The organism is Gemmatimonadetes bacterium SCN 70-22 (genome assembly GCA_001724275.1).
In the GTDB taxonomy this organism is placed as follows: domain Bacteria; phylum Gemmatimonadota; class Gemmatimonadetes; order Gemmatimonadales; family Gemmatimonadaceae; genus SCN-70-22.
In genome coordinates this window covers 138213-163823 of record MEDZ01000003.1, presented here as the reverse complement: position 1 = coordinate 163823, position 25611 = coordinate 138213, and the positions used below count along the sequence as shown (strand labels likewise).

The following is a 25611-nucleotide window of genomic DNA, read 5'->3' as shown; positions in this document are numbered from 1 at the left end:
TTCGCGACGGGCGGGCGAGGCTCGTCCCGCAGCCTATCGCGATCGTCGCTCGGCGTGCGCGACGAGGGTGGTGCCGGCGCTCGCATCGGGAATCGCTGCCAGGTTGCCGACGCGCACTCGCCCCACGCCGCCGTCCAGGGCGCGACGGGCGGACTCGAGCTTGGCGATCATCCCCCCCTTTGCCCCGCCGCTGGCGACCAGGTCGGCCATCCCGTCGCTGTCCAGCTGCGGAATGACCGCGCCCCCTGCGTCGAGGACACCCGGGACATCGGCCACCAGGACGAGTTCGTCGGCGCCCAACGCCGCGGCGATGGCAGCGGCCGCGTCGTCACCGTTCACGTTGCAGCCGCTGCCGTCCGCAAAGCGTCCGACCGGCGAGATGACGGGGACGAACCCGCCGGCGAAGAGTGCGTGCACGAGCGCGGGATTCACGATCTCCGGCTCGCCCACCGCCCCGAGCGCACCATCGGCGAAGAGGCGGCACGTCAGGAGTCCGCCGTCCTCGCCCGAGATGCCCGCGGCGGCAAGCCCGGCGGCGGCGAGCGCGCCGACCAGGCGCTTGTTCACCGTGGCCGACAGGACCATCCGCACGACCAGCAGGTCGCCCTCGGTCGTGACGCGGCGGCCATTGTGGAACGCCGGCTCCGCCCCCAGCTGGCGTTGCAGCTGCGAGACCTCGTCGCCGCCACCGTGGACGACGCACACACGGTCCCCGCGCGCCACGGCCGACGCGATGGCGGGGGCGAGGCCCGGGTCGCCCTGGGCACGCCCGCCGATCTTGATCACGCGCGTCGTCACAGCGGCAACCCCAGCTCCTCCGGCAGCCCGAGCGAGACGTTGGCGTTCTGGAGCGCCTGTCCCGCCGCTCCCTTCACCAGGTTGTCGATCGCCGACAGGACGATGAGCGTCGGCGTCCGCAGCCCGTGCGCCTCCCGCACGGTGATCCGCACGGTGTTGCGATGGGCCACGTCGCGGAGCGCCGGGAGCTGCTCGGTGATCTCGATGAAGCGCTCCCCGGCGAAGTGCTCATGCCAGATGGCGAGCGGCTGCCCCAGCTCTTCGGTCAGCTGCACCGTGATGGTGGAGAGAATCCCGCGCGCCACCGGGAGGAGGTGCGGCGTGAACAGGAGATCGGCGTCCGCCTCGAAGCTGTTCAGCAGCGAGCGCATCTCCGGAAGGTGCCGGTGCTCGTTCCCCACCCCATAGGCGCGATAGTTCTCGGTCACCTCGCCGAAGAGGAGCTCCGGCTTCGGGGAGTTGCCCGCGCCGGTCACCCCGCTGGCAGCGTCCACCACGATCGCGGAGCCCGGCTTCACCAGCCCGCGTGACAGGAGGGGCACGAGCGCCAGCAGCGCCGCCGTGGGATAGCACCCCGGGTTGGCGATCAATTCCGCGCCACGCAGCTGCTCGCGATTGACCTCGGTCAACCCATACGGCACCGGCTGCGTCGTGTGTCCCGGCCGCAGGTCGCTCGAGAGGTCGATGGCCCGCACACCCTCGCGACGAGCGCGCTCGACCCACGTAGCCGAGGCACCATGCGGAAGGGCGCTGAAGACCACCTCGGCCTTCGCGATCGGCGCGTCGTCGGTTGCAATGAAGGTGACGTCGCGTGCGCCCAGGCGCGCGCGTTCGCCACGGTGGGCGTTGGCGGTCGCGTAGACCAGCTCGAGCTGGGGGTGGGCGTTGATGAGCGCGCAGAGCTCTCGCCCCGCATATCCGCTCGCCCCGAAGACTCCGACAGGAATTCTATGCACGATGAATGCATATTCAGTCAGCGGCCTTCTGTCAATTGCCTCCCGGCCGGCAAACGAAACCGGAGTTGGAGCCGACTGACTCGCTCGAAAGGCGAGTCTCGCCGAGGCGGTCGGCAGCGGACGGTCGCCACAGGGGTGGTTGGCTCGGGGGGGACGCGCTAATCTCTGGCACCATCACGTCCCTCATCTCTCGACTCCCGTGAACAAACGCGATCGTCACGCGGCCATCCGTGAGCTCGTTGCGGCACAGCCCGTCGGAAGCCAGGAGGAGCTCCGGCAGCTCCTCAAGGACCGCGGCTGGGATGTCACGCAGTCGACGCTGTCGCGCGACCTGCGCGAGCTGCGCCTCGTCCGGATCCCCACCAACGAGGGGCCGCGCTATGCCTCACCGGAATCGCTGGCGGGCGAGGACGAGCGAACCCTGGTCGAGGACGTCCTCCCCCAGTTCTACGACTCGGTGGACGGTGTCGGCGAACTGCTGGTCCTGAAGACGATCTACGGTGGCGCGCAGCCGGTGGCCGAAGCGATCGATTCGGCAGGGTGGGCCGAAGTGGTCGGGACGATCGGCGGCGAGAATACCGTGCTCATCATCTGCCGCTCCCGGGAGGCGCGAGAGCGACTCCACAAGCGGATCGAGAAGCTCTCGCAGTCGGCGTGGGGGGGGGGGGGGGGGGGGGGGGGGGGGGGGGGGGGGGGGGGGGGGCGGCGGCCGACGGTCGCGCCTTCGTCGCCGTCCCCCGATTGACGGGCAGCGGCAGGTTGGTAGATTATGCAGGATAGGTGAAAGTTTATCTCTATTTCGGAGCATACCCATGCAGACCATCGCCCTCGCCTACTCCGGCGGGCTTGATACTTCGATCATCGTCCCCTGGCTGCGCGAGCACTATGACGCGCGCGTGGTCTGCGTTGCGGCCGACGTCGGTCAGGGGGAGGACGAACTCAAGGGGGTCGTCGAGAAGGCCATCGCCTCGGGTGCCGCCGAGTGCTATGTGGAGGACCTCCGCAAGGAGTTCGTGGAGGACTTCATCTATCCGACGCTTCGCGCCGGCGCGATCTACAATCGCAAGTACCTCCTCGGTACCTCGATGGCCCGCCCGATCATCGCCAAGCGCCAGGTCGATGTCGCCCGCAAGGTCGGCGCGACCGCGCTCGCGCATGGCTGCACCGGCAAGGGGAACGATCAGGTGCGCTTCGAGCTGACGTACATGACCTTCGCCCCCGACCTCAAGGTCATCGCCCCGTGGCGCGAGCCGTCGTGGACGATCCGCTCGCGCGAGGACGCGCTCGCCTACGCGGCCGAACGCAACATCCCGGTGGCCGCGACCACCAAGAAGATCTACTCACGCGATCGCAATCTCTGGCACATCTCGCACGAAGGCGGTGTCCTCGAAGACCCGAATCAGGCGCCGCTGAAGGACATGTTCATGCTCACCACCGATCCCGAGGACGCCCCCAACGAGGCCGAGCTCGTGACGATCGGCTTCGAGCGCGGGACGCCGGTCGCGGTGAATGGCGAGAAGCTCGGCCCGGTCGAGCTCATCATGGCGCTCAACAGGATCGGCGGGCGGCACGGGATCGGACGCGCCGACATCGTCGAGGATCGCCTCATCGGGATGAAGTCGCGCGGCGTGTACGAGACGCCGGGCGGGACCCTGCTGTACACCGCGCTGAGCGAGCTCGAGATGCTGGTTCTGGACCGGCGCACCATCGCCGCCAAGGACGTCATCTCGCCGCGTTACGCCGATCTCGTCTACGAGGGGCGTTGGTGGACCACCGAACGGGAGGCGTACGACGCCTTCGTCAACGTGGTGCAGGCGCGCGTAACGGGCACCGTGACGCTTCGCCTCTACAAGGGGAACATCGTCGTCGCGGGGCGCGCCTCGGAGCAGGCGCTCTACGACGAGCGCTTCGTCACGTTTGGCGAGGACGACGGCGTGTACCAGCAGTCGGATGCAGCTGGCTTCATCCGCCTTTACGGCCTCCCCATGCGCGTGCGCGCGCTCAAGGACCTGGAGCTCAAGCAGCACCACAAGCAGGAAGGCGAGGGGGCGAAGGACACGACGCTCGCGTACGCGTGAGCGACCCTGCCGGTACCCCTCGACCGTCGACCACTCCCCCGGCAGGCGCAACGCCTGCCGGGGGTCACCGTCTGTGGGGCGGCCGCTTCAACGCCCGGTCGGCGGCCATCATGGACGCCGTCAACCGCTCCATCGGGATCGACTTCCGGCTGTGGCCCTTCGACGTCAGGCTCTCGAAGGCGTGGGCCACCGCACTGAGCCGCGCCGGCATCCTGACGAGTGAGGAGAGCACGGACATCGGCGCAGGCCTCGACAGGGTCGCCGGGCGACTCGCGGCGGGCGAGGTGCCGATCGACTCTGACGAGGATATCCATACCATGATCGACCGCCTCCTCCACGAGGAGGCGGGTGCGGTCGCATCCAAGTTGCACACCGGACGCTCGCGCAACGACCAGGTGGCGACCGCCTCCCGGATGTGGGCGATGGACGCCTGCCAGCGCCTCGACGGCGCCGTCCGCGAGGTGCAGGCGGTCCTGCTCGCGCACGCGGAGGGGTTGCAGGAAGCCATACTCCCGGCCTACACGCACATGCAGCGCGCCATCCCGGTCTCGGCGGCGCACTGGGTGCTCTCGCACTTCTGGCCCCTCGAGCGCGACCGGCTGCGGCTGGCGGTGGCCGCGCGCAGTGCGGCCTCGCTCCCACTGGGGTCGGGGGCGGTGGCGGGCTGCGCCTTCCCCATTTCCCGCACCTTCCTCAAGGACGCGCTGGGGTTCGAAGCGGTCTCGCCCAATTCGATCGACGCCGTCGCCGACCGCGACTTCGTGGTCGAGGTCGTCTTTGCCTGCTCGATGATGGCAACACATCTCTCGAAGCTGGCGGAAGACCTCATCCTGTTCGGGTCGAGCGAGTTCGCCTTCGTGAGGTTCGGCGACGGCTACTCCACGGGCTCGAGCATGATGCCCCAGAAGCGCAACCCCGACGCCCTCGAGATCGCGCGAGGCTCGGCAGGACGCCTGATGGGTGACCTCGTCTCCCTGTTGGGCACGCTGAAGGGACTCCCCAGCGGATACAACAAGGACCTGCAGGACGACAAGCGCGCGATGTTCGGCGCCGTGGACACCCTGCTCCTTGTCCTGCCGGCCGTCGCCGGCGCGGTGGAGGAACTCACCTTCGACCGGGAACGCATGCGTGCCGCGGTCTCGAGCGCCATGATGGCGACCGACCTGGCCGACTACCTGGTGGAGAAGGGGGTCGCGTTTCGCGAAGCGCACAAGGCGGTCGGCGCGCTCGTGCGCGAGTGCGAGGCCACCGGGCTCGAGCTGCACGCGCTCCCGCGTGCCGCATACGCTCGCGCACATGCCGCGTTCGGCGACGACGTGTACGATGCGTTGTCTCCCGAGCGGTCCCTTGTGCGGCGCGACGTCGAAGGAGGAACCGGCCCGGGCGCGGTCAGGACACAGATCGAACGGGCACGCGCAGCGCTCGACACCTCGTCATCGCAGGGAGAGCCACACCATCGATAGGGTGCGCCACGACCACCCTAACTCCAGAAAAGCTGCCATACCGGCCACCCATTTACGCGGGTGGCCGGTTCGCTTTCACGCAGGGGATCTCCCGGCCATGGCCGCGCCTCCGCGCCGACATCCGCTACGTGGAGTCCCCTACGGACGCAGCGATGCGGCCGGTACATCATCGCCATTGCGCGCAATACTGCATGGCTTGCGCGGCATTCCCGCCCACAGGACAGAACCCTCATGACAACGCGCCCCTTCCTCACGCTCCTCCTGACGACGGCCCTCACCCTCGCCTGTTCCCCCGCGAAGGAGGAAGGAGGAACGCCCGCCGCTGCCACGCCGGACGCTGCCCCTGTTGGCGGTCAAGCGGCCGTCCAGGATGACGAATCACAGAAGGACGTGGTGAAGATCGCCGTCGGCTCCGCCGATCACACCACCCTCGTCACCGCCCTCAAGGCGGCCGACCTCGTGAACGCGCTGGCAAATGCAGGACCATTCACCGTCTTCGCCCCCACCAACGCGGCCTTCGACAAGCTCCCCAAGGGGACGGTGGAAGACCTGCTCAAGCCTGCCAACGTCGACAAGCTGCGCGGCATCCTGCAGCACCACGTGACGACCTCGGTGTTCGAGGCCGCGGATCTCACCAAGGGATGACCCTCAGCATGGCCGACGGCGGATCGGTGACGATCAAGAAGTCGGGCAACGAGATCACCGTCGATGGCGCCAAGATCGTGGCGTCGGTGCGCGGTTCCAACGGGATCGTGCATGTCGTCGACGCGGTGATCCTCCCGGCAGCCAAGTAGCGTCCGAACGCAGGCCGCTCGTGCGTGCTTGACTCGTTCGAGCACGCACGGGCATCGGCCCGGCTTGCATCCGCCTAGCGGCGGCGTGCGTCACGGCGCACGTCACGGCGCGCCCGACCGAGCGCGTCGTCGGGACGCAGCGGGGACGCGACATTCCCGTCGGCGGACGGCAGCGTCGGAGAGGCCTCGAATGCCGCTCCGACGCGCGTCGCCCTCGCACCCTCGGCGCAGATCGTCCCCATCGGCCGTTGGGGCCTCGCCGGTTGTGCGTGCATGCGCCCATATTGCGCGGACTTCCGCCCGCCAGACTTCCGGCAGCTGTCGTCCCCGATCTCCCGTCGCGCGTGCCCACATTGCAGCTCGATCCGATCCAGACCGTGGCACTCGCCGCCGTCGTCCTCTTCGTCGGGTACGGCATCCGCCGTCGCGTGACCCTCCTCGACCGCTTCAACATCCCGGCGCCGGTCATCGGTGGATTCGCCTTCGCGCTCCTGGCGCTGGCGCTGCGCCAGTCGGGGCTGCTCACGATCGAGTTCGACGCGGCGCTGCAGACGCCCTTCATGATCGCCTTCTTCACCACCATCGGGCTGGGTGCGTCGGTGGCCTTGCTGCGGCGCGGCGGTCCGCAGGTCCTCGTCTTCTGGCTGCTGGCATCGCTCCTGGCCATCGTACAGAACGGCGTCGGAATCGGGATCGCGCAGCTGCTCGGCGTCGATCTGCGCTTCGGGCTCATCGCCGGCTCCATCACGATGACGGGCGGGCATGGCACGGGAGCGGCCTTCGGCAAGCTGCTGGAGGAGCAGTACCAGCTCTCCGGCGCCATGGCGCTGGCGATGGCAGCTGCAACGTTCGGCCTCGTCGCGGGCGGCCTCCTGGGCGGTCCCGTCGGGACACGCCTGATGCACCGGCACGGCCTCCGCTCGGCGCCGGCACCGACCGGTGACGTCGCGGTTTCCGCCGTCGAGGCGGCAGCGCTCGACGCCGAGATCGACACCGAGCCGGCCGGCGAGGCGCCCACCGCCTACAGCCTGTTGCAGATGATCGCGGTCATCCTGGGGTGCATGGCGCTCGGAGGCGTGGTGTCACAGTGGGCGGCGCAGTACGTCACGCTGCCGGCGTACATCGGCGCAATGCTGGTCGCGGCGGTCGCGCGCAACGTGTTCGAGACGTCCCGCCTGGTGCGCATCTCCGCCAGGACGATCGACGACCTTGGAACGATCGCCCTGGCACTGTTCCTCACCATGGCGCTGATGACGCTGCGGCTGTGGGAGCTCTTCGACCTCGCCGTTCCGATGCTGGTGATCCTCGCCGCGCAGGTGGTCGTGATGGCCGCGTTTGCCAGGTGGATCACGTTCCGCCTCATGGGACGCGACTACGATGCGGCGGTGATGGCCAGCGGACACTGCGGCTTCGGGATGGGGGCCACGCCAACGGCGGTGGCCAACATGAAGTCGCTCGTGGAACGCTTCGGCGACGCGCCCCGCGCGTTTCTCGTCCTCCCGATGGTGGGGGCGTTCTTCATCGACTTCAGCAACGCGGTGATCATCACGACCTTCATCAACATGGTGAAGGGGTAGCACGCGCACCTCGCCGACGAGAGCAAGTGCCGTGGCTGGCTGCACGCCAGCCGCACGCGGACACGTGGTTGCACGGCTCCCGGCGGTGGCAGGATCACGGTACATGATCGGAATTGTCCCTCAGCTCCGGATGACCCATGCTCGCACGTTCAGTCGTTCGCACCTTCGTCGTGGCCGCCCTTGCGCAGGCTATCCTCGTCTCCCTCCCTGTCGCGGCGCAGCCGCGGGGTGACGCATTGCGCGGCGATCCTCCGCGGCGCCCCTTCCTGTTCAAGGACGCCCGGGGTGAGCTCGCGGCCGCACGCGCGCGCGGCGACACGACCGTCACCCTCGTCGTCGCGTCGATGCCGGGACAGAACGCGAAGGTGGCGGCGCTGGTGAGCAGGTTGGGCGGGACGATCGGCTATCGCGACGACGACGTGGATTACTTGCGAGTGCGGCTCCCCGTGGACAGCGTGGACCGGCTGGTGGGGCACGTGCTGGTCCACAGCGCCGATGTCTCCATCTCGCGGCTCAGCCGCGCGCTGGGGCTGGCGGGAGGCGATCCGACGACGGGGGGCGAGGCGCCCGACGCCGCGGGGCGCCTCTCGTCAGCCGCAACGTCCGGGGCACTCCCGTTCACGTCCGCATTCTCGTCGCCCTTCAGCCGGGACGTGGTGGGGGTCGCCGACACGACGAGAAGGCCCTGGCCCCCAGCGCTCCCGGAAACGCCGCTCATCGACCGCTACGACCCCATCACCGACATGGGCGGGGTGGAGTGGCGGCGCGCCAATCCCACCTTCGACGGCCGGGGGACGGGGATCGCCATCATCGATCAGAGCCTTGACGCGCTCCTCCCGGAGTTGCAGGTGGCGCTGACCGCCGATGGCCAGCCGACGCAGAAGATCGTGGGCTACATGACCGCCGTGGACATCGACGAGGAAGACGACGGGCAGTGGTTGCGGATGAAGGACGAGGTCACCGCCGGCACCGATGGCACCTTCTCGTATCGGGGCTCCACCTACACGGCGCCCGCGTCGGGCACGTATCGCATCGCCATCCTCGACGAAGCGGTGTTCGACTCGCTCAATCGCGCGGGCATCGACAAGGACCTCAACCGCGACGGCAACCCCAAGGGGTCGAGCCGGCTGTTCGCCGTGCTGTGGAATGAGGCGAGGGGCGAGGTCTGGCTCGACACCGACCAGGACCGCGACTTCGGCGACGAGAAGGCGTATGTCGACTTCGCCGCACGTCACGAGTTCGGCGTGCTGGGTCAGGACAACCCGTCGACGCCGGTGCGCGAGAGCGTGAGCTACGCGATCCAGATCGACAAGGCACGCCGGCTCGTCGCCCTGAATTTCGGCGTGCAGAGCCACGCCTCGCTGGTGGTGGGAGCGGCGGTGGCCAGTCGCGGAACGGCCGGGCGGTTCGACGGGATGGCACCGGGGGCCAAGCTCGTGAATGTCGCTGAAGGGGGCTCGGCGTATGGCCAGACCGAGGCGGTGATCATCGCCGCCAAGCACCCGGCGGTGGACGTCATCTTCCTGGAACAGAGCTCGCTGATCGCGCGCAACTACCTGCTGTTCGACGGACGGCTCGTCCCCACCGTCATCTACGGGCGGCTCATCGCGAAGTACAGGAAGCCGATCGTGATCCCCACGCACAACTACGCGGTACTGGCAGCCGTCGACGACTACGCGCTGGCGCCGGGGGCGATCTCGGTGGGGGGGCACGAGAGCAAGGCCAACTTCCTGGCCAACCACGGGGTACGGGTGGAGCACGACGACAACCTGCTCATCACCGGCGGTTATGGCCCCATGGGGAACGGGGCGGCCAAGCCCGACATCATCGCCCCGTCCAACTACGTCAGCACCGGGCGAGGCTTCCTGGAGGGGACGGCAATCCCGGGGCTGATGCAGCTCCCGCCGGGGTACAACATCGCCGGAGGAACGTCGACTGCGACACCCACCACGGCTGGGGCGGTGGCGCTCCTCATCAGCGCCGCCAAGCAGGCAGGGGTGACATACGATGCCTATCGCCTGCGGCAGGCGCTCATGACCAGCGGACGCTGGGTTGCGCACCTGCCGTCGTACAAGCAGGGGAACGGCGTGGTGAACATCGCCGGAGCGTGGGAGGCGCTGAAGGCGATGGATTCATCGAGGACGACCATCGCCATCGCGTCGAAGGCACCGGTGCGGCATGCGACGAGCCACCTGCTGGCCGAGCCAAACGCCGGCGTGGGCCTGTTCGAGCGCGAGGGATGGGCCCCAGGCGACACCGGGACCCGTATCTTCACGCTCATCCGCACGTCGGGACCGCGCGGCGCCCTCCCGTTCACGTTAGGGTGGCTGGGGAACGACGCGGGAACCTTCGCCGCCGCGACGACGACCGTCACCCTGCCACTCAATCGCCCGATAGAACTCCCGGTGCGCGTGGCGCCGGCCACGGCCGGGGTCCACTCGGCGATCCTGACGCTCGATTACGCCGGCGCCCCCGGTGTCGAGTTCCGCACCGCGGCGACCATCGTGGCAGCACAGACGATGCCCGCCGACAGCTTCAAGGTGGTGAACCGCGTGTCGATCCCGCGCCCGGGGATGACGCACCTGTACTACCGGGTTCCCTCGGGGGTCTCGGCACTGAAGGTGGAGGTGAGCGCGCCCAAGCGCCGCCCGACGGTGGCCATCATGCGCCCCGACACGCGTGGTGTCACGGGCATCGGCGGATTCGGCGCCCCGCCGCCCGCCGCCAACCAGGTGTACTGGATCTCCGACCCCGTGCCGGGAACGTGGGAGGTGCGACTGCAGGACGTTGAGGATACGCGAACCTTCGACTGGCAGCAGGCCAAGGGGGACTCGGCGGTGCCGCCCACTGAGGCGACGGTCACGATCACGGCGTTAGGCGCCGACCTGAGCGGCGCCGCGATCGCCGGAAACGGCGACCACGGAACCGAGATCTCGCTCGGCAACGCGCTCGGCGCCTTCCACGGGGGAGCAATCGGGATTCCGATGGGGGCGTCGCGACGCGCACGGGCCGACTTGGCCGCGCGTGAGCAGCGCGTCTTCGACATCGATGTCCCGGCGGGGACGACGCTGCTCACGGTACGTGCGCGGGTGGCGGGGAAGGGGGCAGCGTCGCCGGTCGGCGAGGACCTGGACCTGTACCTGTTCGACTGTACGGGGAAGGAGTGCGTGGCCTCGCGCGCCGACGGTGACACCCAGGGCGAGGAAACGCTCGTCATCCGCAACCCGGCAGCGGGCAAGTGGAAGGCCGTGGTGGACCACAGCGGGCCTGCATCGACGCCGGTCTCTCTTGACTACGAGGACGTGGTCTTCAACCCCGCGTATGGGTACGTGGGCGTGACCGACCAGCCGGCCGAGCGGGGCATGGGGGCGCGCTGGAATGCCAGGGCGAACGCGTGGCAGGCGACGATTCCGGCCGGGCGCACTCCCTTCGCCGGCGTGGCGATTCAGGTGCAACCCAAGGGTGGAGAGCCGCACCTGCTGCGGGTCGTGGAAGTGGGTGCCGCGACGGACCGGGCGACGGACGGAGGGAACGCGAGGCGCTGATCACCGAGCGAGTGCCGTGGCGCCAGCAGGCCTGCCACCAACGACACAGGGCGCCCCTTACGGGACGCCCTGTCGGCCTTCGCCCTGCCGTTAGGCTGGGTGGTTTCGCCGCTTAGCCGATCTTCACGACTCCTTCGGCCGCCGGGCCCTTCTCGCCCTGCGTGATCTCGAACTCCACCGCATCGCCTTCGGCGAGCGACTTGAAGCCCGAGCCCTGGATCGCGCTGTAGTGCACGAAACAGTCCTTGGAGCCGTTGTCAGGGGTGATGAAGCCGAACCCCTTCGCGTCGTTGAACCACTTCACCTTTCCGGTCGTACGCATGCTGCACTCCTGAGGTATGCTTGCCGGGAAGCGCGCATCACGCCGACCCAGGCAAAAGCCATCCAGCGGACATTCCGCTCGACGAGCGCCGTCCATCCGCACCGGAACGGCAACGCGCCCCGAACCACAGGGCGCGTTCGAGCGCGACGAATATAGGACTGACGGGCTACCTGAACAATGCCGGATATGCGCGGGCGTCGGTTACCACCCCCGTCACCCACCCCTTTGGGTGGAGAGGGGGGCAGGATTCGCCGACCGGACGGACTGGGCTACCGCTTGGGGACGGCTGGGGGAACCCCGGGCGCGGAGGTCGCCGGCGGAGCCGGCGTCGACTCATGGGCAGCGGGGGCCGGGAGGCCGGGATACCCTGGCTGAGGATAGATCACCCGGACCGCCGTCACGAAGTACTCCGTCTCCCCGAAGCACGACAGGGGGATCCCGGGGTGCTGCTCGAATGTCAGCGCCACTTGCTTCCCTTCGGCGGCCTGGATCGCCCGCGCGATGGAATCGGTCCTGGCGGTGAAATTGAAGAGAACCGGGGCGCTCCCCGGGATGTTGGAGATCTGGAGCTCCCCCTCCCAGGTTTTGCATACCCACCCCTTCCGAGAGAGCTTCTGCACGTAACCGACTCGATCACCCGTCGAGTACGTGTACGCCAGCGCAAGGTACGACCGGGCCACTTGCACGAGCGTCGGGATGCCGACGAGGGCGGCGATCGTCAACTTCCCCCAATGGCGCCTCGCGAAGCTTTTCCGCTTCGGCGCCGTCACTTCGGCGACGTCCCGTGTGTTGTAACCGCGGTCGGGAATCTCGGAATCGGGCATTCTGGCTCGCTCGATGCGGGGGATGGGAGACGGTGGCCGGATAGCGATAACTTTATGCGTCCCCTGACGGATCTGACAGAGTGACGTTTGCAGCTCGTAGAAAGACGGTGGTCGCCTCGGTGGGCGGGGTCAAGGTCGGTTCCCCACATCCGGTCGTCGTGCAGTCGATGACCAATACGGATACCGCCGATGCCGCCGCCACCGCCGAGCAGGTCGCCGCCCTGGCGCGCGCCGGCTCGCAGGTCGTGCGGGTGACGGTCAACAACGACGAGGCGGCGCAGGCCATCCCCGAGCTGGCAAGCCGGCTCGCGGACCTGGGCGTCGACGTCCCGATCGTCGGCGACTTCCACTACAACGGCCATCTCCTCCTCACCAGGCATCCCGCCTGTGCCCGGGTGCTCGCCAAGTACCGGATCAACCCCGGAAACGTGGGGAGCAAGCGGCGCGACGAGAACTTCCGGGCCATCGTGCAGGTGGCGGTCGACCACGGCAAGCCGGTGCGTATCGGCGTGAACTGGGGGTCGCTCGACCAGGACCTCCTGACGGACATGATGGACGCCAACGCCCGCGCCACCGCCCCCCGCGACGCCCGCGACGTCTACATCGACGCCATGCTCGAGAGCGCGCTCCGCTCGGCGGCGCTCGCCGAGGATACCGGACTCGCGCACGATCGGATCATCCTCTCCGCCAAGGTCTCGCAAGTGCAGGACCTGGTGGAAACCTACCGCCGCCTTGCATCGCGTTGCGATTACCCCTTGCACCTGGGGCTGACGGAGGCGGGGCTCGGGAGCAAGGGAATCATCGCCAGCACGGCCGGGCTGTCGATTCTCCTCGCCGAGGGAATCGGCGACACCATTCGCGTCTCGCTCACGCCCCGCCCCAACGGCGACCGCACGGAAGAGGTGCAGGTAGCGCAGCAGATCCTGCAGTCGCTCGGCCTGCGATCGTTCACCCCGCAGGTGACGGCCTGCCCGGGGTGCGGGCGCACGACCTCGACCTTCTTCCAGCACATGGCCGAGGACATCCAGGGCTACCTGCGCGAGCAGATGCCAGTGTGGCGCTCGACGCGTCCCGGCGTGGAGGAGCTCAAGGTGGCCGTGATGGGATGCGTGGTGAACGGCCCGGGCGAGTCGAAGCACGCCAACATCGGGATCTCCCTCCCGGGGACGTTCGAGGAGCCGAAGGCGCCCGTGTACGTGGACGGCAAGCTCATGACGACGCTCAAGGGCGATCGCATCGTCCAGGAGTTCCTCGTGATCCTCGAGGACTACGTCGCCACGCGCTACGCCCCCAGCGCAGGCGACGGAGCATCGACCGTGCATATCGACCGCTGAGCGCGACCGGGCGCTCCCTCAGGAGGCGCGCGCGAGCGACTCCAGTTCGTCGACCGTGGCGCCCAGTTCCGGCATGATGGCGGCCTTGAAGCCGAGCGCTTCCAGGCGGTTGTACACATCTCGGTACCAGCGCACGGTCCCCTCCTTGCCGAGCTTGAACCGCCCCCACACGGCGCCGGGGTCGACCGTGCGCCCGAGATCCGCCGCGAGCGAGGCCGCGTTGTGCAGCTTGTCCGCCGCGCAGACCCAGCGGGCGCGCTCCGACGCCGACGCGAGACGCTCGAGGTAGTCGGCTTTGCGGTCGACCGGTGACAGCTCTACCCCCTCGTCGTCGACATTCCGGTGCGTCACCTGCAGCACCGACTCCAGCACGCTCTCGCCGAACTTGTCCCGGATGCGCTGGACGAGCATCTCCCGCGAGTAGGCCTCGCTCACCGTGTCCTCGATCACGTCGTGCAGGATCCCGGCGATGATCGTGTCGTCATCCTGCCCGTAACGGGTGAGGATGATGGCCACGCTGGCAGGATGGGTGAGATAGGGGAGACGCGTCCCCTTCCGCACCTGCTGGTCGTGATGCTTGGCCGCGAAGGCCAGCGCGTGGTTGATGCGGTCCGAGTAGCCGGGAGCAGACATGCGGAAAACGACCGGGAAAGCGAGAGCGCCAGACTGGAAAGGTATCCGTCTGCGCCGGACGAGGCGAGGAGACCGGCTGCCGGATTCTCTACGCGGCGTCGGCGCCGACGTTGTCGGACACGGAGGCGGGCAGCGGCCCCTCCCACAAGACGACGCCCCGTACGCGCGCCCCCTCGTCGACCAGCGTGGCCACGGTGCGCTCCAGCGTGAATAGGCGGGTCTTCGATTGCGTGGCACAGACCACGACGTCATCTCCTGCACGGAATCGTTTGACTCCCGCCAGCGAGGTGACGACGATGGTCGCGTCGTGTCGCCGCGCCGCTCGCCGTACCTCGTCGACCAGCACCTGCGACTCGGCCGGTCCCAGTGCCGACTGACGCCCGCCCCCGGGAAGGACGTCGATGGAGCGCCCCCGTCCCACGATCACCCCCACGAGCGCCTCGGACCACTTGCGGCGGTTCTCCACCACCGCAGCCAGTCCGGGCGTTTGCGGCAGCGCGAGCACGGTGCGCACGGGCTCGGCCGCCAGGTCCGCATCGATCAGGAGGGTGGTGCGGGCATCGTTGGCCAGGATGGCCGCCAGGTTCGCCGCCACCGTCGCCACCACGATCGATTCGTCGCCCGTCACGGTCACAATGCCATCACGCGGCCACTGCGACGTGAGGTGCCACGCCAGGACGCGATACCCGTCGTAGGTCGGATCCAGCAGCGCCGGCACCTGCTGGTCGGCAGCTCGACGGCTGCGCTCGGGCGGCACCTCCCGCAGGCGAGCCACGGCGAGCACGCGAAGTCCGGTGAGTCGTTCCGCTTCGACGACATCGGCCACACGGGGGCTGCGCATCTCGTCGAACATGGCGAGCCCGAAGGCGAGGAAGGCGGCGATGGTCGCGGCGCCAAGCACCAGGATCGGAAGCGGCGCAAGCTGGCTCCGGGCACGTGCCCGGGCCGCCATCGAATCGGCAGCTGCATTCTCGGCTCGCGCCGCCTGGAGTGCACGCCGCGCCTCGTCGTACCTCTGCTGTGCCTCGCGACGCGCGTCCAGCAGGGGCTCCGAATCGGGGAGTGCGCGCAGCCCCGCGTCCGCCGCGCCGCGTTCGTGAGGCGACTCGAGCGATTGTATGGCTTGACGCAGCTGAGCCAGGCGCTCGTCGCCGATGGCCGTGATTCGGCGGCCGATTTCATTGAGTTGGGTCGTGAGTGCCACGAAGACGGGATCGACCGTCGCACCCGCCCCCAGAGCATCGCGCTCTCGCTCGACATCGGCGAGTGTGTCGGCGAGCGCCCGGATTCGCGCATCGTCACGAAGGACGGAAAGGCTCGCCACCCCCCGGAACGACTCGGGGAGCGGCGCGTTGTCCGCACGGCGAAGCAGTTCGCTCAGCGACGAGGCCACGGCCCGAAGCGAGTCGCGCCGAAGTGCCTCCTCGGCACTGAGCGCGACGGGCGTATGTGGCGCCAACAACGAAGCATCAATCGAACGCAATCGCGCCAATGACGCCTCGGCCGCGTCCAGACTCGCCCTCCGCACCCGTTCCGACTGAATGAGGATCGTCGTGTCCCGCCACTCCACACGCGGCGCGCGCACCATGGTCATGACGCCACGTACGCCCGCTGGCAGGAGGAGGTATCCGGTCAGGACCACGACGAAGATCACCAGACCCACGCCGATAAGACGCCAAGGCCGTGACAGGGCATTCCGCGCACGTGCGCCCAGCCAGGCCGAACGCGGAATGAACCGGAACCGACGCGTCGCGAGCGCCGCGCGAGAGTACGTTCCGGAGTGGCGCATATAGTCCCGCCTACCGGACCTCGATCTCTCCCTTCATCCCTTGGGGGAGTCGCGGCGTGGAGACAAAGGGATACCGACCTGGCTTCAGTCCCCCGAGCGAAACGGTCCACGTCTCGTTCTCGGCGACCAGCAGCGGGGAACGTCCGTTTGTCGCATTCGGCATGTTCCACTGCAACCGATCCCGACTCTCCGCCGGCACCGATGCGAGATCGAAGGCGATCTCATGAGGTCCGCCCGATACCACGACGAACTTGACGCCATCACCTGACTTCGCCGTAATGTGTTGCGGCTCAAAACGATACCCCTTCGCATCTCCAATCATCCTCACCTCGATGATCGCCCCGGTGATGGCGGCCGCCGTCCCCGGCTGGAGTGGAACCTGAGCCGGCGAGGTGGCAGGCGTCGAGAGTGCCGGAGGGGGAGCGTCCGGAGCCGCCGAGGCGACCGCGGTGTCGGCCGGCGCCTTCTCGCCGCCGCTGCAGGCAACGAGGATCAGGAGAACGTAGAGCGAGGTCAGGGTCCGATATCGCATGATCGAAAGTCGCTGGCTACGTGGATTCCACGACGGCCGAAGGCCGCGGGCGTACCTCGAGCGGGTCCACGGCGCCCGCGTCGATCGCCGCGCCGTGGCTGGCCGCAAGCTATGGTCCCCAGAAGTCCTGGTGTAGAGGGCCTCGAGTTGACGCCCCGCGCTGCCGCGGCTACGTTCCGCCCATGCTCCACCTCCTGTCAGGCCACCACCATCACGCGCACCACGGCCATGCCCTCACGGGCCTGGGCGTCTTTCGCGTGCGGTAGTTGGCAGCCATAGCGCCAGCAGCGTACGCCTGAGTGCCGAGGCCCGTCCACCGGACGGGCCTTTTTCTTTTTCGCCCTTCTTTCGTTCCATGCTGAAGATCGCACTGCCCAACAAGGGGCGGCTCTCCGACGAAGCGCGAGAGCTCTTCAACGATGCAGGACTCGAAGTGCGCGCCCAGGGCGATCGGGCCCTGACCGCATCGCTCGGCGGCGAGTTCGAGGCCATCTTCGTCCGGGCCCAGGACATCCCCGAGTTCGTGGCCGACGGCGCCGCCGATGCCGGCGTCACCGGGTGGGACCTCGTCAGCGAATCCGAGCGCCCCCTCGACTCGCGCCTCGACCTCGGCTTCGGGAAATGCAGGCTGGTGGTGGCGGTTCGGGAGGAGTCCCGCGTCAAGCTCATCTCCGACCTGACGCGTGGCACCCGCGTCGCGACGGTCTTTCCGCGCATCACGCGGGCCTTTTTCGAATCGCACTCCATTGACGTGGAAGTGGTTCCCGTCAGCGGTGCGGCCGAGATTGCGCCACACCTCGGCATCGCCGACGTTGTCGTCGACCTCACTTCCACCGGCTCGACGCTCAAGATGAACGGACTGCGTGAGGTCCAGACCGTCATGACCTCCACGGCCCGTCTCGTCACGGCCCCGGAGGCGGCTGAGCGCGACGCAGGGAAAGGGCAGGCACTCCGGGAGCTCACATCGGCGCTCGAGTCGGTGCTGCGAGCCCGGGGGCAGCGATACCTGATGGCGAACGTGCCGCGCCAGTCGCTTGCGCGGGTGAAGGAGATCATCCCGGGGCTCAACGGCCCAACGGTGATCGACATCTTGAACGGCGGAAGCCACGTCGCGGTCCACGCCGTCGTCCCCGCCACATCCATCTACCGCACGATCGCCTCGCTCAAGTCGCTCGGAGCGGAAGGAATCCTCGTCACTCGAATCGAGAGGCTGATGCCGTGAGCACGCTCAAGCTGCGTTTTCAGGGCGCGGTGTCGTCCTTGGATCCCGATGCTCGGCGCGCCCTCCTCGACCGGTCGACGGCCGAGGACGACGTGTTGCGCGACACGGTGGCCGCCATCCTCGACGCCGTCCGTCGCGAGGGAGACAGCGTCCTCCGGTCGCTCGCCCGGGAGTATGACGGGGTCACGCTCAAGCGCCTCGAAGTCCCGAAGAACGAGTGGACGAAGGCGCTGGAGGCGATCGACCCCGCGGTGCGCACCGCAATGGAGCGCGCCGCCCGCAACATCGAAGCGGCCCACAGGGCCTTCCTGCCGGTCCTGACGGAGGTCGAGACGGAGGCCGGCATCGTCATCGGGCGCCGCCCCGACCCGTTGGGCCGGGTGGGGGTGTACGCCCCCGGCGGCCGCGCCGCGTATCCGAGCTCCGTCCTCATGGGCGCGATCCCGGCCAAGGTGGCGGGGGTCCGAGACGTCATCGTCTGCTCGCCGCCGGGGAGCAACGGAATCCCGTCCATGGTGGTCCTGGCCGCCTGCGCCATCGCCGGCGTCGACAAGGTGTTCGCGATCGGCGGCGCTGGGGCGGTCGGAGCCATGGCCTATGGCACGCAAAGCGTACCCCGTGTCGATCGCATCGTGGGTCCGGGCAACGCCTGGGTCGCCGAGGCCAAGGTGCAGGTCGGCCGGTCGTGCGCCATCGATTCTCCGGCCGGCCCCAGCGAGCTTCTGGTGATTCTCGACGGGAACGCCGACACCGGGCAGGTGGCTCGCGAGATGCTCGCCCAGGCCGAGCACGACCCCCAGGCGTGCGTGGTGGCCGTGGCCGTCGGCGACGACATCGCTGCCCAGCTCGAGACCGCGCTGGACACCATGGTGGGCGGCTATGCACGGGCAAACATCATCCGGCAGGCACTGGAAGCGAACGGTGGCGTCGTCTCGGTGGGATCGCTCGACGACGCGGTGATCTTCGCCAATGCGTACGCCCCTGAGCATCTCCTGCTGGCGGTCGACCCGGCCGACGCGGACCGGCTCCTCGGCCAGCTGCGGAACGCCGGGACCATCTTCGTCGGCGAGTCGGCGTCGGTCTCGTTTGGCGACTACATGACCGGCGCCAATCACACGCTCCCCACCAACGGACTGGCCCGCTCCTACTCGGGGCTCTCGACCCTGGATTTCGTTCGCTTCACGACGTATCAGCGTGTCACGCCGGACGCCTCTGCGCGGCTGGCCCGCGACGTCGGGGTCTTCGCCGACGCCGAGGGGCTCGATGGTCACGCACGGGCGGCGCGCGGGTGGATCGCGAAGGGTGAACCGACATGAGCGCACGCCCCTGGTCGCCGCGCCCGGCATATCGCGAGCTGCGCGCCTACGACGTGGATCCCACGCCCTGCGAGCTCGAGCTGGCCGACAACACCTCGCCCTTCGGCGTCCCGCCAGCCGCATTGCGAGCCATCGCGGGCGGCGTCGACAACCGGCTGGCGCGTTACCCATCCACCTACTCGCACCTGCTGCGAGAGGCGATTGCCGCCTACATCGGCGTCGCGCCGGACGAGGTGATGGTGGGATGCGGGTCCGACGAGGTCATGAGCTGCGCCTTCCGCGCGCTCGGCGAGCCCGGGGCGCGCGTGGCGTACATGGACCCCACCTTCGTCATGGCGCGCGTCTTCGCCGTCTCCAACTCGCTCGTCCCGGTCCCCGTCCCCGTTGCCGCGACGCTCGACGCCGACGGAGAGCGGCTCGTTGCCGCGCAGGCACCCATCACGTACCTCTGCACGCCCAACAACCCCACGGGCCTGCCGGTGGCGCACGCCACGCTGCAGCACCTCCTCGAACGGTGCGCGGGGGTCGTCTTCGTGGACGAGGCGTACGCCGAATTCGCGGGATCCAACCTCGCGCGCGAGGCGCCGGCGCACGGCCGATCGCTCGTCTTCCGGACCTTCTCCAAGGCGTTCGGGCTGGCGGGGATGCGTGTCGGCTACGCGGTGGGCGCCCGCCCCCTCATCGCCGAGCTGGAGAAGGCACGCGGTCCGTTCACCGTCACCGCGTTGGGTGAGCTCGCGGCGCTGGCCGCCGTGACCGAGGACCTGGGCTGGACGCGCGCAAGCGTCGCCCGCATCATCGCATCGCGTGATCGCTTCACCGCGGCGTTGCAGGCGACGGGCTTCCGGCCGCTTCCCAGCGCGGCAAACTTCGTCCTGCTTCCCGTGCGCGACGCGCGCGCGGCCATGCTCGGCCTGCGTGAACGCGGCATCCTGGTGCGCCACTTCACCGGACTTCCCGGCATTGGCGACGCCCTGCGCATCAGCATCGCCGACTGGCCGTCGATGGAACGCGTGCTGGCGGCGCTGGCCGAGATCGTTCCCGACGAAGCACGCGTCGTCACGGCAAGGGGAGCGGGCGATGCGTGAACCGCGGATCACGATCTTCGACTACGGCGCTGGCAACCTCCACTCGCTGGCCAAGGCGGTGGCCAGCGCCGGCACTACGCCGGTGATCGAGCCCGACCCCGTGCGCGCCGCAAGGACCGACGTCCTCCTGCTCCCGGGCGTTGGCGCATTCACGCCCGCTGCGGAGCGCCTGCAACCTGGACGCGACGCGATGCGACGCGCGCTCGAGGACGGCCTTCCCTGCCTCGGCATCTGTCTCGGCATGCAGCTCCTGTTCGACGGAAGTGAAGAGGGGCCGGGGGAGGGGCTCGGGATCATCCCCGGGCGCGTGTCGCGCCTTGCCGCCCATCGGCTCCCGCAGATCGGTTGGAACTCGGTCGACGACGCCGCCGATCCCTTGTTCACCACGTCGGGGCTGCGGCACGTGTACTACGCCAACTCGTACGTCTGCCGTCCCGACGACCCCACGCTCGTCACGGCATGGAGTACGCACGAAGGCGATCGCTTCCCCGCGTCCGTGCGGCGCGGTCGCACCGTCGGTGTCCAGTTTCACCCGGAGAAGTCGTCGGGCGCCGGCGTGGCCTTCATTCACGCGTTCCTGGCGGAGGCGCTTCGATGATCGCTATCCCCGCGGTAGACCTGCGTGAGGGGGCGTGCGTGCAGCTGGTGGGAGGGGAGTACGCCGAGGAACGCGTCCGGCTCGATGACCCGTTGGCCGTGGCGCGTGAGTGGGCCCGCCTCGGCTTCGCGCGCCTGCACGTCGTCGACCTCGATGCAGCCCTCGAGAAGGGGAGCAACCTTCCGCTCATACGCGAGATGCTCCGCGAGCAGCTGGCGGAGGTGCAGGTGGGGGGCGGGCTCCGGACGACCGATGCCGTTCGCGACATCCTCGACGACGGCGCGCGCTGCGCCATCGTCGGGACGCGGGCGCTCGAGGACCTGGACTGGCTCGCCGAGCTGGCACACGACAATCCGGGCCAGGTCATCGTCGCGGCCGACGTGCGGGATCGACGCGTGACCACGCGCGGCTGGCAGCGCACCCTCCCGCGCAACGTCCTCGACATGGTCGAGGAGATGAGTGGCCTCCCCCTCGCCGCCCTCCTGGTGACGGCGGTGCACCGGGAAGGACAGCTGCAAGGCACCGACCTCCCGCTGATGGAGGACGTGGTGGAAGCCGCCGCCTTCCCCGTCTTCGCGGCTGGCGGCGTGTCGAGCACCGGCGACCTCTACGCCTTGCAGGATCGGGGAGTCGCTGGCGCGGTCATCGGAATGGCCCTGTATACCGGCGCGATCGACCCGCGTGCCATCGTCGAGGAGTTTGCCGCATGAGTACCATCGAGCGCGAAACCCGCGAGACGTCCATTCGCGTGACCGTCACGCGTGGCGGCGGTGACATCGCCGTCGACACCTCGCTCCCCTTCCTCGACCACATGCTCCTCACGTGGGCCCGGTACGCCGGGGTGGCACTGGAGCTGCACGCGCGCGGCGACCTGCGCCACCACCTCATCGAGGACGTGGCCATCGCGCTCGGGGCGGCGTTCAAGGGTGAGATCCCCGCGACCGCGGCGCGCTACGGGCACCGCGTCGTCCCCATGGACGAGGCGGTGGTGGAGTGCGCCCTCGACATCGGCGGGCGCTTCTACTACGAGGGGCCGCTCCCCAGCTCGCTCTACGATCACTTCATGCGCTCGTTCGCCGAGCACGCCGGCACCACGTTGCACCTGCGGGTGCTGCGCGGCACCGATCGGCACCACATCGTCGAAGCCGCATTCAAGGCGCTCGGCCTGGCCCTGCGTGACGCCCTGGTCGACAGCGGTGCGGTCTTCTCCACCAAGGGCAGCGTCTCCCTCAAGCGGGGGGGCCAGTAATGCTCACGCGGCGCTTGATCGTCTGCCTCGACGTGAAGGGGGGGCGCGTGGTGAAGGGCGTGAACTTCGAGTCGCTGCGCGACGTGGGAGATCCGGTCGCGCTCGCCGAGCGGTATGAACGCGAGGGAGCGGACGAGATCGTCTACCTCGACATCTCCGCCAGCGCCGAGGAGCGTGCCACCTTCCTCGACCTCGCGAGACGGACCGCAGAACGCCTGTTCATCCCCCTCACCATCGGCGGCGGCATCCGTTCGGCAGACGATGTCGCGCGTGCACTAAGGGCCGGAGCCGACAAGGTCAGCCTCAACACGGCGGCCGTGGAGCGCCCCGAGGTCCTCTCCGAGGCCGCGCATCGTTTCGGGGCGCAATGTGTCGTGGCCAGCATCGACGCCGCCCTCATCGACGGCACCTACCGGGTCTTCGTGAAGGGAGGGAAGGTCCCGACGGAGCTCGAGGCCGTCGCGTGGGCGCAGGAATGCGAACGGCGCGGTGCAGGGGAGATCCTGCTCACCAGCATCGACCGCGACGGCGTGCGAGCGGGCTACGACATCCCCCTCACGCGTGCGATCAGCGACGCCGTCAATGTTCCGGTGATCGCATCGGGCGGCGCCGGGAGCGCGGCGCATGTGTGCGAAGCGCTCGGCCCCGGCGGGGCGGACGCGGCGCTGGTCGCGGGCATCCTGCACGATGAGATCACGACCGTGGCCGCGCTCAAGCGGGCCATGCAAGACAGCGGCCTCCCCGTCCGCCTGGTCCCGGCGTCGAGCCTCGTCGAGGATCGGGCACCCCGGAGGAGCGCCTCATGACCACACCGTCGCTTCTCCTCGAGGCGGTCGCCGATGTTGCCCGCGTCGCCGGCGACGTCGCGCTGCGCTATTTCAAGAGCGGGCTCGCTGTCGACACCAAGGGCGATGGCAGCCCCGTCACCATTGCCGACCGCACCGCAGAGGAGGTGGCGCGTCGTTGGATCGCCGAACGCTTTCCCGACGACGCCGTGCTCGGCGAGGAGTTCGGCGCCTCCGGCGACGATCGGCAGCGCCGCTGGTTCATCGACCCGATTGACGGCACCAAGACGTTCGTGCGTGGTGTTCCCCTGTGGGGAACGATGATCGGCGTGGCCCAAGGCGACGAGGTGCTGGCGGGGGCCATCTACTGTCCGGCGGTGGGCGAACTCGTCGCGGCTGCGGCCGGGGAAGGGTGCTGGTTCAATGCGAGCCGTTGCCACGTGTCGACCGTGTCGTCGCTCGACGCCGCCACGATCCTGGTGACCGATGCGCGCTTTCCATACAACCCGCAGCGGGGGGCCAAGTGGGCCGCGTTAGGCGGGCGCGTGGCCGTCTCGCGCACCTGGGGAGACTGTTACGGCTACGTGCAGGTGGCCACCGGGCGGGCGGAGCTGATGGTCGACGATCGGCTGAGCCCGTGGGATGCGGCGGCGCTGATCCCCATCGTTCGGGAGGCCGGAGGGGTGTACACCGACTGGCGTGGGGGGGGCAAGGTGGATGGCGGGGACGGCGTGGCGAGCAATGCCGTACTCGCCGCGCCCTTCCGCGAGGCCTTGGGGATCCCGGAGGATCGCGACCATGCTTGATCTCGACGCGCTGGACTTCGCCAAGGGCGGTGGCTTCGTGACCGTCGTCGCCCAGGACGCGACGACGCTACAGGTCCTGATGGTCGCCCGCGCCGACCGTGAGGCCCTTGCCCGCACCTTGGACACCGGAGAGATGCACTACCACTCGCGTTCTCGGGGGCTGTGGCACAAGGGGGCAACCAGCGGCAATGTGCAGCGCGTGGTCGCCTTGCGCGTCGATTGCGACGGAGATGCCGTCCTGGCCTTCGTGGCACCCGCTGGGCCGGCCTGCCACACCGGGGCGATCAGCTGCTTCGACCAGGGAAGCGCCCTCGAGCATCGAGGCTTGCAGGACGACTCGCGTCCTCGAGCTGCCTCACCCTCCGGGCACGCCAGGTCAACCGCAGCTGGCAGCGCGGCATCGGGAGTCCTGGTGCGACTCGCCGCGACCGTGGCCGCGCGGAAAGCGGCCTTGCCACTGCCGGAGGGGGGCAAGCCGACTTACACGCAACGCCTCCTCATCGATCGCAACCTGAGGTTGAAGAAACTTGGCGAGGAGGCGACCGAGTTGGCCGTCGCGTGTGCCGACGAGGATCGCGCCCGCGCGGCAGAGGAAGCCGGCGACGTCATCTACCATGCCTTGGTCGCGCTTGCCGCCATCGACGTGGCCGTGGACGACGTCGCGCGCGTCCTGGACGAGCGGGCGCGATAGCGGCAGCGACGGGGCGTCGTCCCGCTCGCCCCGCCCTCGTCGCTCTACCCTCGCACGCCCCGCCCTACTGCGCCTCCCCCGTCTCGACCGGCGTGTCGCTCCGCCCGCCCCACTCCGTCCAGCTCCCGTCGTACACCGCCGTCTCCCGCGCTCCGAGTACCTCGAGCGCCAGGACCACCGCACACGCCGTCACCCCTGATCCGCAGCTGGCGACGACCGGACGGTCGACGGCGACGCCCGCTTCCTCCATGATCGCCCGAAGCTCGGCCGCCGGACGCAGCGTCCCGTCCGGCTGCACGAGGCGTGCGTAGTGCACGTTGCGGCTCCCCGGGATGTGGCCGCCACGAATCCCCGGCCGTGGCTCCGGTTCGGTCGCCGCGAAGCGCCCCGGCGATCGAGCGTCCACCACCTGCTCGCGCCTCGCGCGCAGGTTTGCCTCAACCGCCGCGCGATCGCGGAGTCGTGACGCGTCGAGGTGGGGAACGAAGTGCGACGGCGTCTGGGCCACCGGCCCCGTCTCGATCGCGCGACCGTCCAGCGCCCATCGGCGCAGCCCACCATCCAGCACCGCCACCCGTTCATGCCCAAAGGCACGCAGCATGAACCACAGGCGTGGCGCGCTGAAGTTCTGCCCCGAGCTGTCGTAGACGACCACCGCGTCGTCGTTCTCGATCCCGAGCGTGCTCATGCGCGCGGCGAACTGCTCCGGCGTCGGAAACGTATGGGGGAGCGACGACGTCTCGTCACTCAGCCAGTCGATGTCCGCGAATACCGCACCCGGGATGTGCCCCGCCAGGTACTCGCCGTGGGCATCACGATTGGCGGTCACGAGGTGCGTCGTGGCATCCACGACCTTCAGCCCCGGACTTCCGAGGTGTTCGGCAAGCCAGGCGGTGGTGACGAGCGGTGTCGGGAGGGCAAGTGGCGTCATGCCGGGGAAGATGGTCCCGGTAGTCGCGAACGCCAGTCGCATCGATCCGTCGTCACCCCACCCGGGAGGCTCCGGGGAGAAGCCAGGGTAGGCCCCGGATCGACCTTCGGCGAGCCCCCTTGTGCCAATGCCAAGGCCTGGGGGGGTGGATCGACGAACGCCGCTCCGGCTGTATCTTCCTCGCCGCCCGCGGCCCCGGAGTCCTTGGCCAGGCGCCTGCGGGCCCGCCTCGCGTCGTAGCGCGAGGGGCTGACCTTCTCCCTCATCCCAGTAAACCCTT

Annotated in this window: 23 protein-coding genes and 1 pseudogene; 16 read left to right on the top strand and 8 right to left on the bottom strand. The window is 69.1% G+C overall.

Annotated elements, in window-relative coordinates; genetic code table 11:
* Positions 1-33: 33 nt before the first annotated feature.
* Positions 34-798 (bottom strand): acetylglutamate kinase, encoded by a 765-nt coding sequence (locus ABS52_02170; protein ID ODT04979.1) that lies wholly within the window; start codon positions 796-798, stop codon positions 34-36.
* On the bottom strand, positions 795-1745 hold the full coding sequence (locus ABS52_02165) for an N-acetyl-gamma-glutamyl-phosphate reductase (protein ODT05116.1): 951 nt from the start codon (positions 1743-1745) through the stop codon (positions 795-797). Before ABS52_02165 ends, ABS52_02170 begins: the two co-directional genes overlap by 4 nt.
* A gap of 208 nt (positions 1746-1953) precedes the next feature.
* On the opposite strand from ABS52_02165, the gene ABS52_02160 reads away from it, so the two are divergent.
* The 6 genes and pseudogenes from ABS52_02160 to ABS52_02135 all read left to right on the top strand — a co-directional run bounded on the left by ABS52_02160 (position 1954) and on the right by ABS52_02135 (position 11211).
* Entirely contained in the window at positions 1954-2499 is a 546-nt protein-coding gene (locus tag ABS52_02160; GenBank protein ODT04978.1) for an arginine repressor, read from the top strand.
* A gap of 67 nt (positions 2500-2566) precedes the next feature.
* A complete protein-coding gene (locus ABS52_02155; GenBank protein ODT04977.1) occupies positions 2567-3832 on the top strand; it encodes an argininosuccinate synthase in 1266 nt (421 codons plus the stop codon).
* A gap of 110 nt (positions 3833-3942) precedes the next feature.
* Positions 3943-5295 (top strand): argininosuccinate lyase, encoded by a 1353-nt coding sequence (locus ABS52_02150; protein ODT04976.1) that lies wholly within the window; start codon positions 3943-3945, stop codon positions 5293-5295.
* Between the two features lie 231 nt (positions 5296-5526).
* Positions 5527-6089 (top strand): annotated as a pseudogene (locus ABS52_02145) (fasciclin).
* Between the two features lie 344 nt (positions 6090-6433).
* Positions 6434-7666 carry a sodium/glutamate symporter gene (locus ABS52_02140; GenBank protein ID ODT04975.1) on the top strand — a complete coding sequence of 411 codons (1233 nt, stop codon included), beginning with the start codon at positions 6434-6436 and terminating at the stop codon, positions 7664-7666.
* Between the two features lie 137 nt (positions 7667-7803).
* Positions 7804-11211 carry a hypothetical protein gene (locus ABS52_02135; GenBank protein ODT04974.1) on the top strand — a complete coding sequence of 1136 codons (3408 nt, stop codon included), beginning with the start codon at positions 7804-7806 and terminating at the stop codon, positions 11209-11211.
* A 112-nt stretch (positions 11212-11323) separates the two neighbouring features.
* Here ABS52_02135 and ABS52_02130 read toward each other — a convergent pair whose 3' ends face one another.
* A complete protein-coding gene (locus tag ABS52_02130) occupies positions 11324-11533 on the bottom strand; it encodes a cold-shock protein (GenBank protein ID ODT04973.1) in 210 nt (69 codons plus the stop codon).
* A 269-nt stretch (positions 11534-11802) separates the two neighbouring features.
* Positions 11803-12357, bottom strand: coding sequence for a hypothetical protein (locus ABS52_02125; GenBank protein ID ODT04972.1), 555 nt, complete (start codon positions 12355-12357; stop codon positions 11803-11805).
* Positions 12358-12437: 80 nt separating this feature from the next.
* Between ABS52_02125 and ABS52_02120 the strand changes: the two genes are divergently transcribed.
* The gene (locus tag ABS52_02120) at positions 12438-13691 is read left to right on the top strand and encodes a 4-hydroxy-3-methylbut-2-en-1-yl diphosphate synthase (GenBank protein ID ODT04971.1); all 1254 of its coding nucleotides are present in this window, start codon (positions 12438-12440) and stop codon (positions 13689-13691) included.
* A gap of 18 nt (positions 13692-13709) precedes the next feature.
* Here ABS52_02120 and ABS52_02115 read toward each other — a convergent pair whose 3' ends face one another.
* The 3 genes from ABS52_02115 to ABS52_02105 form a co-directional block, all read right to left on the bottom strand.
* Positions 13710-14324, bottom strand: a complete 615-nt coding sequence (locus ABS52_02115; GenBank protein ODT04970.1) for a hypothetical protein — start codon at positions 14322-14324, stop codon at positions 13710-13712.
* Positions 14325-14412: 88 nt separating this feature from the next.
* Positions 14413-15978, bottom strand: coding sequence for a hypothetical protein (locus ABS52_02110; protein ODT04969.1), 1566 nt, complete (start codon positions 15976-15978; stop codon positions 14413-14415).
* Between the two features lie 145 nt (positions 15979-16123).
* Positions 16124-16645, bottom strand: coding sequence for a hypothetical protein (locus tag ABS52_02105; GenBank protein ID ODT04968.1), 522 nt, complete (start codon positions 16643-16645; stop codon positions 16124-16126).
* Positions 16646-17000: 355 nt separating this feature from the next.
* Between ABS52_02105 and ABS52_02100 the strand changes: the two genes are divergently transcribed.
* From ABS52_02100 to ABS52_02060, 9 genes are read left to right on the top strand one after another with little or no spacing between them, the layout of a single operon-like run.
* Positions 17001-17867 (top strand): ATP phosphoribosyltransferase, encoded by an 867-nt coding sequence (locus ABS52_02100; GenBank protein ODT04967.1) that lies wholly within the window; start codon positions 17001-17003, stop codon positions 17865-17867.
* Positions 17864-19183 carry a histidinol dehydrogenase gene (locus ABS52_02095; protein ODT04966.1) on the top strand — a complete coding sequence of 440 codons (1320 nt, stop codon included), beginning with the start codon at positions 17864-17866 and terminating at the stop codon, positions 19181-19183. The genes ABS52_02100 and ABS52_02095 overlap by 4 nt, the downstream gene beginning before the upstream one ends.
* Positions 19180-20271, top strand: coding sequence for a hypothetical protein (locus ABS52_02090; protein ODT04965.1), 1092 nt, complete (start codon positions 19180-19182; stop codon positions 20269-20271). Before ABS52_02095 ends, ABS52_02090 begins: the two co-directional genes overlap by 4 nt.
* The gene (locus tag ABS52_02085; GenBank protein ID ODT04964.1) at positions 20264-20869 is read left to right on the top strand and encodes an imidazole glycerol phosphate synthase, glutamine amidotransferase subunit; all 606 of its coding nucleotides are present in this window, start codon (positions 20264-20266) and stop codon (positions 20867-20869) included. Before ABS52_02090 ends, ABS52_02085 begins: the two co-directional genes overlap by 8 nt.
* A complete protein-coding gene (locus ABS52_02080; GenBank protein ODT04963.1) occupies positions 20866-21579 on the top strand; it encodes a 1-(5-phosphoribosyl)-5-((5-phosphoribosylamino)methylideneamino)imidazole-4-carboxamide isomerase in 714 nt (237 codons plus the stop codon). Before ABS52_02085 ends, ABS52_02080 begins: the two co-directional genes overlap by 4 nt.
* Complete coding sequence (locus ABS52_02075) at positions 21576-22118, top strand: imidazoleglycerol-phosphate dehydratase (GenBank protein ODT04962.1); 543 nt, start codon at positions 21576-21578, stop codon at positions 22116-22118. The genes ABS52_02080 and ABS52_02075 overlap by 4 nt, the downstream gene beginning before the upstream one ends.
* Positions 22118-22924: an imidazole glycerol phosphate synthase subunit HisF gene (locus ABS52_02070; GenBank protein ID ODT04961.1), complete on the top strand. Its 807-nt coding sequence runs from the start codon at positions 22118-22120 to the stop codon at positions 22922-22924. The genes ABS52_02075 and ABS52_02070 overlap by 1 nt, the downstream gene beginning before the upstream one ends.
* A complete protein-coding gene (locus ABS52_02065) occupies positions 22921-23709 on the top strand; it encodes a histidinol-phosphatase (GenBank protein ID ODT04960.1) in 789 nt (262 codons plus the stop codon). Before ABS52_02070 ends, ABS52_02065 begins: the two co-directional genes overlap by 4 nt.
* Positions 23702-24400, top strand: a complete 699-nt coding sequence (locus ABS52_02060) for a phosphoribosyl-ATP diphosphatase (GenBank protein ODT04959.1) — start codon at positions 23702-23704, stop codon at positions 24398-24400. The genes ABS52_02065 and ABS52_02060 overlap by 8 nt, the downstream gene beginning before the upstream one ends.
* Before the next feature lie 64 nt (positions 24401-24464).
* Here the strand turns inward: ABS52_02060 and sseA are convergent, their stop codons facing one another.
* Positions 24465-25331 carry a 3-mercaptopyruvate sulfurtransferase gene (sseA, locus tag ABS52_02055; protein ODT05115.1) on the bottom strand — a complete coding sequence of 289 codons (867 nt, stop codon included), beginning with the start codon at positions 25329-25331 and terminating at the stop codon, positions 24465-24467.
* Positions 25332-25611: the final 280 nt, after the last annotated feature.

Bases quoted from the DNA above. Each gene is read 5' to 3' on its own strand.
- ABS52_02155 (ODT04977.1), top strand. From the start codon at position 2,567: ATGCAGACCATCGCCCTCGCCTACTCCGGCGGGCTTGATACTTCGATC.
- ABS52_02150 (ODT04976.1), top strand. From the start codon at position 3,943: ATGGACGCCGTCAACCGCTCCATCGGGATCGACTTCCGGCTGTGGCCC.
- ABS52_02135 (ODT04974.1), top strand. From the start codon at position 7,804: ATGCTCGCACGTTCAGTCGTTCGCACCTTCGTCGTGGCCGCCCTTGCG.
- ABS52_02130 (ODT04973.1), bottom strand. From the start codon at position 11,533: ATGCGTACGACCGGAAAGGTGAAGTGGTTCAACGACGCGAAGGGGTTC.
- ABS52_02125 (ODT04972.1), bottom strand. From the start codon at position 12,357: ATGCCCGATTCCGAGATTCCCGACCGCGGTTACAACACACGGGACGTC.
- ABS52_02115 (ODT04970.1), bottom strand. From the start codon at position 14,324: ATGTCTGCTCCCGGCTACTCGGACCGCATCAACCACGCGCTGGCCTTC.
- ABS52_02105 (ODT04968.1), bottom strand. From the start codon at position 16,645: ATGCGATATCGGACCCTGACCTCGCTCTACGTTCTCCTGATCCTCGTT.
- ABS52_02100 (ODT04967.1), top strand. From the start codon at position 17,001: ATGCTGAAGATCGCACTGCCCAACAAGGGGCGGCTCTCCGACGAAGCG.
- ABS52_02090 (ODT04965.1), top strand. From the start codon at position 19,180: ATGAGCGCACGCCCCTGGTCGCCGCGCCCGGCATATCGCGAGCTGCGC.
- ABS52_02085 (ODT04964.1), top strand. From the start codon at position 20,264: ATGCGTGAACCGCGGATCACGATCTTCGACTACGGCGCTGGCAACCTC.
- ABS52_02080 (ODT04963.1), top strand. From the start codon at position 20,866: ATGATCGCTATCCCCGCGGTAGACCTGCGTGAGGGGGCGTGCGTGCAG.
- ABS52_02075 (ODT04962.1), top strand. From the start codon at position 21,576: ATGAGTACCATCGAGCGCGAAACCCGCGAGACGTCCATTCGCGTGACC.
- ABS52_02070 (ODT04961.1), top strand. From the start codon at position 22,118: ATGCTCACGCGGCGCTTGATCGTCTGCCTCGACGTGAAGGGGGGGCGC.
- ABS52_02065 (ODT04960.1), top strand. From the start codon at position 22,921: ATGACCACACCGTCGCTTCTCCTCGAGGCGGTCGCCGATGTTGCCCGC.
- ABS52_02060 (ODT04959.1), top strand. From the start codon at position 23,702: ATGCTTGATCTCGACGCGCTGGACTTCGCCAAGGGCGGTGGCTTCGTG.
- sseA (ODT05115.1), bottom strand. From the start codon at position 25,331: ATGACGCCACTTGCCCTCCCGACACCGCTCGTCACCACCGCCTGGCTT.